Here is an 11,671-nt window from a genome sequence, read left to right as displayed (position 1 = left end):
TGATGGACAGAATGAAAATTGAAGCAGTTATTTTTGATTGGGCAGGTACGACGGTTGATTACGGATGTTTTGCACCGCTAGAAGTATTCATGAAGATTTTTCAAAAACGTGGCGTTGAAATTACAGCAGAAGAAGCACGTAAGCCAATGGGATTATTAAAAATAGATCATGTAAGGGCACTAACAGAAATGCCTCGTATTGCGGATGAGTGGAAGCGTGTCTTCGGTCAATTACCAACAGAAGCAGACATTCATGAGATGTATGAAGAGTTTGAAGAAATTCTCTTTTCTATTTTACCAAGTTATGCTACGCCGATTGATGAGGTAAAAGAAGTAATCGCTTCTTTACGTGAGAGAGGCATTAAAATCGGTTCAACAACGGGCTATACGAGAGAAATGATGGAAATTGTAGCAAAGGAAGCAGCGTTACAAGGATATAAACCTGATTTTCTTGTTACGCCAGATGATGTTCCAGCAGGCCGCCCATACCCATGGATGTGCTATAAAAATGCAATGGAACTTGGTGTGTATCCGATGAACCATATGATAAAAGTAGGGGACACAGTATCAGATATGAAAGAAGGTAGAAATGCTGGAATGTGGACAGTTGGTGTAATTCTTGGAAGTAGTGAGCTCGGTTTAACGGAAGAGGAAGTGGAGAGTATGGATTCGGTAGAGCTTCGTGAAAAAATAGAAATAGTTCGTAATCGGTTTGTTGAAAATGGGGCTCATTTTACGATTGAAACGATGCAGGAGCTTGAAAACGTAATGGAACATATCGAGAAACAAGAACTTATTATTTCATAAAAGGGGTACGGGATCATGAATGAAAATCACTACTTATTATTAACACCAGGACCATTAACGACAACAAAATCAGTAAAAGAAGTTATGCTATACGATTGGTGTACGTGGGATGTTGAATATAATACGATGGTGCAAGAAGTAAGAGCTAAACTTGTATCGTTAGCGACGAAGGAAGAAGAGAAATATACAACAGTGTTAATGCAAGGAAGCGGTACGTTTTCAGTTGAAGCAGTAATTGGCTCTGTTATTCCGGGAAATGGGAAGCTTCTCGTTTGTACAAATGGTGCGTACGGTAAGCGCATTGTACAAATGGCAGAGATGTTACAGATTGATGTAGTGGTCAGCCAAACAGAAGAGTGGGAACCTACTAATATTGTAGAAGTAGAAAAGTTATTGGAAGAAGATAAAGAGATTACGCATATTGCAGTTGTTCATTGTGAAACAACGACAGGCATTATAAATCCAATTGTAGATGTATGTAAATTAGGAAAGCAGTATGGAAAGGTTACAATTGTTGATGCGATGAGTAGTTTCGGCGGGATTGAAATAGACATTGCTGATTTACAAATTGATTTTTTAATTAGTAGTGCAAATAAGTGTATTCAAGGGGTTCCTGGATTCGGATTTGTAATCGCAAAACGTGATGAATTATTGAAGTGTAAAGGGCAAGGACGCTCTTTATCTCTTGATTTATATGATCAGTGGGAAACGATGGAAAAACAAAATGGGAAATGGCGTTTTACTTCACCTACACATGTTGTACATGCTTTTTATCAAGCGCTACTTGAGCTAGAAAAAGAAGGTGGAGTAAGAGCACGTTACAATCGATATTACAACAATCAAAAACTACTAGTGAATAGAATGGGAGAAATCGGATTTAAGCCACTAGTAGATAAGAAATATCAATCTCCTATTATTACATCTTTCATTTATCCAAAAGAGGGGTTTGAGTTTCAACAGTTATATAACGAATTAAAGCGTTATGGATTTGTTATTTACCCTGGGAAAATTTCGAAAGTAGATACGTTCCGCATTGGAAATATCGGTGATGTACATGAAGAAGATATTAATCGCTTAGTTGATAGTATTGCTAAAGGAGTTGTTATTGGGTGAAAGTATTTTGCTTAGGTGGAGCAGGTAAAATTTGTCGTGAAGCTATTTTGGATTTAGTTCAATTTTCATCTTTTGAGACGATTACTGTAGCCGATTTTAACGAGGAAGAGGGCCGTAAAGTAGTAGAATGGCTCAACGATCCTCGTGTTGATTTTGTAAAAGTAGATGTAACAAATCACGAGGATACGGTTGCAAAAATGAAAGGTTATGACATTGTAATGGACGGTACGACGATAAAGCTAAATGGATTGTCGACTCGCTGTATTGCAGAAGCAGGCTGTCATGGTGTGAACTTAAATGGATTTGGTGAAGAAAATGAATCGCATGCTATATTTGTTCAAAATGAAAAAACATGTTTGCCTGGGTTTGGTATGACGCCAGGTGTAACGCAAATGATGGCAATGCATGCAGCAAATCAACTGGATACTGTAGAGTCTGTCCGCGTAAGTCACGGTTCGTATCGTCCGATTGCTTTTTCTGCTTCAATTACAGAGACAACGACATATGAATATGATCCACATTTACCATCGCGTACAGTGTATGAAGATGGTGAATTTAAACAAGTACTTCCGTTTGCGCGTCCGAGAGAAATAGAATTGCCAGCGCCTTATGGTAAGGAAACGCAGTATATCATTCCGCATTCTGAAACGATTACGTTAGCAAAGGCACTAGAAAATAAAGGTGTCAAACTGATAGAGACGAGAGGAACTTGGCCGAAGCAAAATATGCAACTTGTACGTGCTTTATATGATTACGGCATATTGCGTAATGATCAGATTGAAATAAACGGGAAAGAAATAGGCATTATGGATTGTATTTCGCAGTATTTATTGCAATCGAAAGAAGGACAAGAAACAGAGCTTTATGGTTATGCACTTCATGTAGAAGTAATAGGTATGAAAAATAATGAGAAGCAAAGACATGTGTTATATCATACACATCCGTTATCTGATGGTTCTGTTGTAGGATGGGAAAAATTAAGGGCGTATACGAGAAACGTCGGTATTCCATTTGGGATTGCTGCAGAGTTAATTGCAACTGGAAATGTAAGTAGGGTGGGTGTTGTTACGCCTGAAGAAGCTTTTGAAAATCCACAATTAATTTTTGATGAACTAGCAAAGCGCGGTATTCATATTCATGAAGAAGTTTCTACTTACAAAGAAAATTATAACTTTGTATAAGTAAGGAAGCTTATGAGGGAGATATAAATGAGGTGAATCTATGTCTGTAGTAGGAGAAGAAAGAAAGCGAACCATTCTTGAAAAGGTAGAATTTAAAGGAAAAGTAAAGGTTTCAGAATTAGCGAGAGAATTTGCTGTATCAACAGAAACGATTCGTCGATATTTAGAAGAATTAGATCGTGAAAAGAAGCTGAAAAAAGTGTATGGTGGAGCTGTTCAACTTCCAGGCGCTGGGGTAGAGGCGCCAATGTTAGAAAGAGAAATGCTACATATAGAAGAGAAGAAAAGAATTGGTTATAAAGCAGCGACATTTGTAGAAGATGGTGATGTCATTGCAATTGATGATGGAAGTACACCGCTTCAAATGGTTCCATACCTTGTTCATCGTAAAAACTTAACGATTGTAACAAGTTCATTTCCAGTCGCAACACAATTAATTTCTTCTATTAATAAAAAGATGTTTCACGGTGAAGTTTTATTTATAGGTGGAAAAGTATCTCCAAAGCATTCGCGTGTATCAGGGTCTATTTCTCAGCAAGTAATACAGCAATTCCATTTTCATAAAGCGTTCGTTTCGATTGATGGGTTATTACCTAGTTTTGGAGTTTCCAGCTTTGAATTAGAGAAAGCGAAATTGTCAGAGGCGATGATGAAATTAGCTGAGAAGACATATATTTTATGTGATCATACGAAGGTAGGCGTGAAAGGGAATTATCGTATAGCAGCATTTTCACGTATTCAACATGTAATTTGTGATAAAAAAATGCCATATAGTTTTGAAGAAGAACTTATGAAGCATAATATTCAGTGGACAGTTTGTTAAATAAAGTGAAAGTACCTAAACTCCCGCCTAATTTTTAGGAGGGAGTTTTATTGTCTGCAAATCGTAAAATAAAAGATTTGCATTTATGCAAAAAGTGGACACATTTTCTCATCTCTTTCATATAATTTACCAATACAAAAAAAGTTGGTCGAAGGAAAGAAGGGAGAACATGTCAGAACGAATATATAATAAACTTGTATTGTACGCGAATATTTTGCAAAAAATTGGTGTCATCAATGAGAAGGAAAAAAGTGAAATTCTTCATACGATAGGTAAAAAAGCCCTTTGAATAAAGGGCTTTTTATTTTTTATCTTTAAAAATATAAATTTAATGTAATATTCTCATTGACAATGATAATGATATTCATTATCATTTATTTGTGGGTAATTGATAATGGTTATCAATTATAAAAATTGTATATGATAGGGGATATTATTTTGAAAAAAAATTATATGAAGGCGCTAGTAGTAGCGACAACATTAGCAATTCCATTTGCTACGTATTCTACTCCAGCATTAGCGGCATTAAAAGTTGAAGCAAATCAATCGGTAGCAGCAGCGAGTGATCGCACGTATGATACTGAGATTAAAATATATAAGGACCAAAAAGATGAGCCATCTATGGTTTCTCAATATATAAAAGATCCTAAAGTAACGATTGCAGCTGGCAAAAAAATTGTCACTGTAACAATGCAAGATAGCGATTATTTTCAATATCTTAGAATAGAAGATAAAAACCAGCCTGGTGTATTTCATGATGTGAAGGTTTTGTCAGAAGATAAGAGGAAGAATGGAACGAAGGTAGTTCAATTTGAAATTGGCGAGTTTGAGAAGAAGCACAATATGCAAATGCATATACTTATTCCAGCTATTGGATATGATCACAAATATCAAGTTCAATTTGAAATTAAAGATCCAACTGTAGGTAACAAAGAAACAGAGAAACCAGATGATAACTCTAATTCAGGAAATACGGAAACGGATAATCCAGTTGATAATCAAAATATGATAACAGATAACAAATTAAGAGAACTTGTGAATAAAAAAGTATTTAATAGAAAAGATTTAAATACACCAATTACGAAAGAAGAGTTATTACAAGTAAAGGATTTATTTTTAAATACAAATGAGATACTTGATTATAGTGCATTAAAATATATGCCAAATTTAAAATCTTTAACAGTTGCGAATGCGAAGATAAAAGACCCGTCGTTCTTTGCGAACTTAAAGCAATTAAATCATTTAGCTTTGCGTGGTAATGAATTTGCAGATGTAACGCCACTTGTTAAGATGGATAATTTAGAATCTCTTGATTTAAGTAATAATAAAATTACAAACGTTGCACCACTAACTGAAATGAAAAATGTAAAAAGTTTATATCTATCAGGCAACCAAATAGAAGATGTAACAGCATTAGCGAAAATGGAACAACTAGATTACTTGAATTTAGCAAATAATAAAATTACGAACGTTGCTCCATTAAGCGCTTTGAAAAATGTAACATACTTAACTTTAGCAGGTAATCAAATTGAAGATATTAAAGCGTTATATTCATTACCTTTAACAGACTTAGTATTAACACGTAATAAAGTTAAAGATTTATCCGGCATTGAGCAAATGAAGCAATTAGAAGAATTGTGGATCGGGAAAAATGAAATAAAAGATGTTACTCCTCTAAGTAAGATGACACAGTTAAAACAATTACACTTACCTAACAATGAGTTAAAGGATATTACTCCATTATCAAGTTTAGTAAACTTACAAAAGCTTGATTTAGAAGCGAATTATATTTCAGACTTATCACCAGTTAGTAATTTAAAAAAATTAGTATTTCTAAGTTTTGTTGCAAATGAAATCCGTGATGTCCGACCAGTTATAGAACTAAGTAAGACGGCTTATATTAATGTCCAAAATCAAAAAGTATTTTTAGAGGAAACAGAAGTAAATAAAGAAGTAAAAGTACCTATATATGAAAAAGATGGTGAGATTTCTACGAAAATCCGTCTGAAGAGCGATAATGGTACGTATAGTAATGGTGTAGTGAAATGGAGTACACCAGGTGAGAAAGTATATGAATTTGGTGTGAAAGATCCATTCGCGGATACAGGAATCTTCTTTACAGGATCTGTTATTCAAAATGTAGTAGAAAGTAAAGACGGTAATACATCTAAAGAAGATGAGAAAACAGAAGTGGTAGAATTTAAAGATGTACCAAAGGGACATTGGTCAGAAGAAGCAATTAATTACTTAGCGAAAGAAAAATTATTTATAGGCTATGGAAATGGTGAATTTGGATTTGGTGATAACATTACTCGTGGACAAGTAGCACTTCTAATACAAAGGTATTTAAAATTAGAAAATAATCTAGAACAAAAAACGGCATTTATAGATACGAAAGGAAATATGTATGAAACGGCTATTGATGCAGTGGTTCAAGCTGGAATTATGACAGGCTATGGAAATGGTATGTTCCGTCCGGATGGAGTATTAACTCGATATGAAATGTCAGTAGTACTACAAAGAGTATTTCAGTTAAAAGAAAATGAAAATAGTGCAGAGAATTTTAAAGATGTACCAAATGGCCATTGGGCGAAAGGATATGTGAAAGCTTTAGTGGATAATAAAATATCAAAAGGCGACGGGGAAGGGAATTTTTTAGGAGATAATTTCGTAACACGTGAACAATACGCGCAGTTTTTGTATAATGCAATAAAGAAATAAAGTGAAACTTTATTCAGTGGGGGTTTTGTTCATTCCCCACTGATTAGTAGCCCTCACCAATCGGGCTGCCCGTTAATGCGGAATAAAAAATGAGGAAAATACGCTATTCTTTAATTAAAGAATAGCGTATTTTTTATGTGCAAAATGAAATAGATAGGAGTATAGACATATGAATAGCCTATTTTAAAGAAGAACCACGAAACTATATTGACAAAAAAGCGTTCTCATGTGATAATTCAATTAAATTTTTAGAATAATCAAAAAATATTCCTTTTACATAGAAAGGATTCGAACCTTATATGAATATTATGCCGGGGGTGACGAAATGTTATTTTTTCTGAAGAAATGGAATGAATTAAAAGATGTGAAATCTGAATTGGCACTTCGTGATTGGTTTTATGGTACCAAAATTAGCTTATCGCTATGTACGTCAAAAGAGCCGTTAACATTTTTAGTAAATGTTGAGGGAAGAGATAAAGGGCTATTTTCGGAAGAAGATTTTATTGTCGTAAATTGCATGTGCGAGTCAGTATTTGAAAATGAAGAAAAACCAGCTGCAGAGTCATTTATGCATGCGGATATTTATAAAAAAAGTAGTGCAGGATGTATTTTACAAGTGCAGACTGTAGATAGTCATTTAATATCAGAGTTATATGGGGAAGAAGGAGAAGTAACGTTCGATAAACGCAGTGTGGAGCGTGTTTTCGGAAAAGAAGGTATAACAGAAATGACAATTCCAATTGTAGAAGATGAAAAAAAATTCGCTGATTTATTAGAAAGCAATGTTCCGAATTTCATTGAAGGTGGAGGAGTAGTTCTTGTTCATAATTACGGCATGATTGTGTGGGGAAAAACGCCAGAAGAAGCGAAAAAATGGCTAGAGGGTATAGAATATTTAATGAACTATCATGTAAAGTTATTAATGATTAAGGGTGCAAGGAGCTCTGTTATATAAAAATGGATGTGATATGGATACAAGTTAATAAACAAATGAAAGCGTTTTAAAAATAATTTCACTCATAAAATATAGGTCTCCTTATTATATATAGATTACATGTTGACATGTAAGGAGGAACATATTTTGCGAGTTAAATATCATTTTCTGCCAAAGCAGCAAGTAACATTTTGCAAGATAAATGATTCTGGTGAAGAGGCACTGCAAATGATGAACGAAACGGGATTTCGAGCCATCCCGGTATTAGCAGAAGATGAGAAGAAATTCACGGGGATTATTTATAAAGTAGATTTATTAGAAAAAAAATGCAATAGCGGATTAGAGCATGTAAGTGCAGGGGATATGCTTGATGATTCCAATGCATTTATTTTTGAAAAGGATTCATTCTTCAGAGCTTTTTATGTAATTCGTCGGCTTCCGTTTTTAGCCGTGCTAAATGATTATAATGAATTTGTCGGTATGTTAACGCATTCGAATATATTTGATGTTATTGAAGATTCATTTGGTATGCGAACAGGTGGTTATATATTAACAATTGCAACACAAGATTGTAAGGGAACGATTAAAGAGCTTGGGACATTGTTAAAAGCATATAATATCGGTGGCCTATTTACGTTAGATAACGGTGATCAATATATCCGCCGCGTTATTGTAAATATATCAGATGAGTTAGATGAAACAAGATTAAAGCAATTAATCGGAAAAATAGAGAAAAAAGGATTCAGAGTGAGTCATGTAGATTATATTTAAGTTAAAAAAAGTACCTATCTGTTATATATAGATAGGTACTTTTTTGTCCCGCCATTTGTGGGCAGTAAAATCCGAGCCTCAAAATTCAGCGCAAGTAAAGAAGTTAAGTGGGGGGACGGATTGCCCATAAAAGCCCAATTGGTGAGGGCTGATTAAAGTTTCACTTTATGTGAGTAATGAACTTTATTTTGAAACAGGAGGCGGGGATAATGCTAGATCAGATAAGAAAATAAAGTCTGCATGCTCACGAATTTTAGGGATAGAAGTTTCAATAACGCGTGATGTAATTTCACCTGGAGGGCCCACATGCCCGATAGCTACCATAATAGGTTTTTCTTGAATTTTTTTGATGAGTAATTGGGCTTGTTTTGAAATATGTCCTGCTGTATACACATCATCAAAAAATAGTTGGTTTTCAATAATAGGAACTCCTAATTCTTTTCCGATTTTTGGGACGACACTATTAGGATTCGTTTTACTATCTAAGTAAAATAAACCGTGTTTTTTACAAGCAGCAAGTATAAGGCGAACAATTCTTTCATCCGCTGTTACTTTTGACCCCATATGATTGTTCATTCCAATTGCATGCGGTACTTCTTGAATCGCTTGTTCAAGTCGGTTGTTTATTTCTTCATCGCTTAAATCAGTTGTAATTGCTTTCGGCCCAAGCCATTCTTTTTTACCTTTTATAGGTTCCATTGGCATATGTATAATAACTTCATGGCCTTTCTTATGGGCAGCTATTGCATCTTCTTTTGTGGAAGGAAGAAAAGGCATAACAGCAACAGTGAGTGGAATGGGAAGTGATAACATTTGATTAGTCCCCTTCATATTATTTCCGAAATCATCAATGACAATAGCAACTTTATTCGTATGAGCATTTGCTTGAATAGGAAATAAGAAGGACGGTAAAAACAAAACAATGATGAATAATGCAATCGTATATTTTCGCATATAAATATTTCCTTTCTATTGTTATCCCGCTATTTGTGGGGAGTAAGACTCCCACCTCAACATTGGGCTGGATAGGTGGGAGATTCACTGCCTACCCGATTGGTGAATGCTAATAATCAGTGGGGGCTGAACAAAAAACACTGATTAAAGTTTCACTTTATCAATCATCATTATGTTTTGCTTTTTTATATAAATTAAACAAAAAATGTCGAAGAAAAGTAGGTGGAAAATTAAGAATCCCCGGTTTACGTAGCATTTATAAAAAAACAAGATGAAAAAAATGTCTATTATTGCGAATGTATTTACAAAGATAGAATAATTTGTAATAATTCTCAAAGTGAGGGTAAAGATTTGTAAATTACAGGGAGAAAATGTTAAAATTTCTGATTCTTCAAATTTGCATATGATTAAGTAGTTAAAAAAGTCAATGGAGAAGTGAAGTTAAGAGCATGGAAGTATAATAAGGGGGATATGGATGTTTACTGTAAAAAGGAAGTACACATTAGAAAAGCTTTCACGTGATATTCATATGAAACGTGAAGAAATGATTCAACTAGGATTAACAAGTGGGCTAAATAGTAGGGAGACAATTCAAGTTAGTCAAGAATTGGACAAGCTTATTTTACAATATCAATGTTATAAAGAAAAACAAACACCGAAATGGTTTTCAATTATAAAAATACCTATTTTCCAAATCGGGTATGAAGGAAAATCAAATAATTTTTGGCGAATGCTTGTGGCTGGTTTTATGAAATAAGTATAATTACCCTTATAGGATAAGGATAATTATACTATGTGTAACGGAATTTCGATATGAACTGTTGTTCCTTCGTTTTCTGTACTGTCAATAAAAATATGCCCATTATACATCTCTACAATTCGTTTACATATGACAAGTCCAAGACCTGTTCCAGTATCTTTATTAGTAAAGAACGGATGAAAGAGGTGTTTTTGAATATGTTGCGGAATCCCTTTTCCAGTATCTATAATCTGCAATTGTGCGTGTGTTTCATTGTTTTTTACTACAATGGTTAGTGTATCACTAGAAGTCATGGCCTCAATTGCATTTTTTGTAATGTTTAAAACCACTTGTTTCATATGGTCTTTCGAACAACGGATATGAACAGGATGGTCTGGCAAATGTAAATGGAATACAATGTTATGTAAATTCGCCTCAGATTGAATAATTAATGCTACCTCATTTAGAATTTTTCTTACATCATACGTTTGTTCGATGATGGCGGTTGGCTTTCCGAGAATAAGAAATTCACTTACAATTTCATTGATTCGCTCTATTTCTTGTTCAATTACGGAAAAGTAGAACTGATCTTGCTCATCTTTATATTTCTCTTTTAATAGAGCGACGAGTCCTTTAATTCCAGTAAGAGGATTACGGATTTCGTGTGCTGTACTCGCTGCAAAAGTTCCAACTAATTCAATTTTTTGTAGTTCATTTTGTTGCCTTTCAATTTTTGTTTGACGTTTTAACAACATATATTGAGCAAGTAAAAATAAAATAGACATTAAAAATAAAGTAGCTATACACTCTATTGCAACCCACTGGTATAAGGTTTTTTGATGAATAGGTAATGGAGAAACAGAGACCTTCCAATTTAATCTTTGGAGTGGGGTAGTAAGCATATTAGAATGCGTATCACTTGTGTCGTTATTATCATCGGTTAGAAAAACTACATCATGTTTATCAGTTACCTCAAAATGGTATTGTGGTTTAATGGCATTTAAAGAAGATGAAATGTAATCAAAGCGTAAACTAGCTAATAATAATCCTGAGAGCTCCTTCTGTTTATTAAATATGGGGGCAGCAATCATAATAGCTTTATGTCCAAGAACGCGATCAGTAATGACTGATGATACAGTGGTTTTTTTAGTTTGGAGCGCGTCTTGAATATATTTACGGTCTGAAACATCTATAGGCTTTGATTCATCTTCAGATGCGATTGTAATGACTCCTTCTGGTGTAGCGTAATATAGACCAGAAAAGCGTGCATCGTTTCCATCTGTATCATGTACAATTTGTTTAATACCATTTATATTACCAGTCTCGGTGCCTACAACTTTTGCAAGCATGTCTAAAGCAGAAATTGCTTCACCAAGATGATGATCCAAATAATCTCTATATAAAAAGAGAACTGTATGAGCAGATAATTTGTTTTCCTGTTTCATTTTATATGTATGATACGAATAAAATGTAGCACCAATCCCTATTGTCGGTAGGATAACAAGCAATATATATACAATTATGCTTTGGAATTTGACTTTCAAATTTGGTACTCCTTCTTTTTTTATTATCATTATATATAAACTATGTTAAAATTGTCATGTTTTTATTCAAGAATGATCCTTAATA

Annotated in this window: 10 protein-coding genes; 8 read left to right on the top strand and 2 right to left on the bottom strand. The window is 34.2% G+C overall.

The window, feature by feature from the left end; genetic code table 11:
• The first annotated feature begins 11 nt into the window (after positions 1–11).
• The 7 genes from phnX to cbpA all read left to right on the top strand — a co-directional run bounded on the left by phnX (position 12) and on the right by cbpA (position 8,349).
• Positions 12–806, top strand: a complete 795-nt coding sequence (gene phnX, locus MR107_RS07430) for a phosphonoacetaldehyde hydrolase (protein WP_000687399.1) — start codon at positions 12–14, stop codon at positions 804–806.
• 15 nt (positions 807–821) lie between these two features.
• A complete protein-coding gene (gene phnW, locus MR107_RS07425) occupies positions 822–1,919 on the top strand; it encodes a 2-aminoethylphosphonate--pyruvate transaminase (protein ID WP_098771124.1) in 1,098 nt (365 codons plus the stop codon).
• A complete protein-coding gene (locus tag MR107_RS07420; RefSeq protein WP_000862163.1) occupies positions 1,916–3,100 on the top strand; it encodes a saccharopine dehydrogenase family protein in 1,185 nt (394 codons plus the stop codon). The genes phnW and MR107_RS07420 overlap by 4 nt, the downstream gene beginning before the upstream one ends.
• Positions 3,101–3,140: 40 nt before the next feature.
• Positions 3,141–3,923, top strand: a complete 783-nt coding sequence (locus tag MR107_RS07415) for a DeoR/GlpR family DNA-binding transcription regulator (RefSeq protein ID WP_000117666.1) — start codon at positions 3,141–3,143, stop codon at positions 3,921–3,923.
• A 420-nt stretch (positions 3,924–4,343) separates the two neighbouring features.
• Positions 4,344–6,644 (top strand): NEAT domain-containing leucine-rich repeat protein, encoded by a 2,301-nt coding sequence (locus tag MR107_RS07410; RefSeq protein WP_078386599.1) that lies wholly within the window; start codon positions 4,344–4,346, stop codon positions 6,642–6,644.
• Positions 6,645–6,969: 325 nt separating this feature from the next.
• The gene (locus tag MR107_RS07405; protein WP_000896006.1) at positions 6,970–7,599 is read left to right on the top strand and encodes a class II aldolase/adducin family protein; all 630 of its coding nucleotides are present in this window, start codon (positions 6,970–6,972) and stop codon (positions 7,597–7,599) included.
• A gap of 126 nt (positions 7,600–7,725) precedes the next feature.
• Positions 7,726–8,349: a cyclic di-AMP binding protein CbpA gene (gene cbpA, locus MR107_RS07400; RefSeq protein ID WP_001264208.1), complete on the top strand. Its 624-nt coding sequence runs from the start codon at positions 7,726–7,728 to the stop codon at positions 8,347–8,349.
• A gap of 183 nt (positions 8,350–8,532) precedes the next feature.
• Here cbpA and MR107_RS07395 read toward each other — a convergent pair whose 3' ends face one another.
• Entirely contained in the window at positions 8,533–9,303 is a 771-nt protein-coding gene (locus MR107_RS07395) for a divergent polysaccharide deacetylase family protein (RefSeq protein WP_001234107.1), read from the bottom strand.
• Between the two features lie 475 nt (positions 9,304–9,778).
• Between MR107_RS07395 and MR107_RS07390 the strand changes: the two genes are divergently transcribed.
• Complete coding sequence (locus MR107_RS07390; protein WP_000495536.1) at positions 9,779–10,060, top strand: aspartyl-phosphate phosphatase Spo0E family protein; 282 nt, start codon at positions 9,779–9,781, stop codon at positions 10,058–10,060.
• Between the two features lie 29 nt (positions 10,061–10,089).
• Here MR107_RS07390 and MR107_RS07385 read toward each other — a convergent pair whose 3' ends face one another.
• Positions 10,090–11,586, bottom strand: coding sequence for a DUF3149 domain-containing protein (locus MR107_RS07385; protein ID WP_000865068.1), 1,497 nt, complete (start codon positions 11,584–11,586; stop codon positions 10,090–10,092).
• Between the last annotated feature and the right edge of the window lie 85 nt (positions 11,587–11,671).

Origin of the sequence: Bacillus cereus group sp. BfR-BA-01441, from assembly GCF_022663075.1 — a bacterium.
GTDB classification, from domain to species: domain Bacteria; phylum Bacillota; class Bacilli; order Bacillales; family Bacillaceae_G; genus Bacillus_A; species Bacillus_A cereus.
The sequence above is the reverse complement of the archived record's forward strand: the minus strand, read 5'-3'. Positions and strand labels throughout refer to the sequence as shown.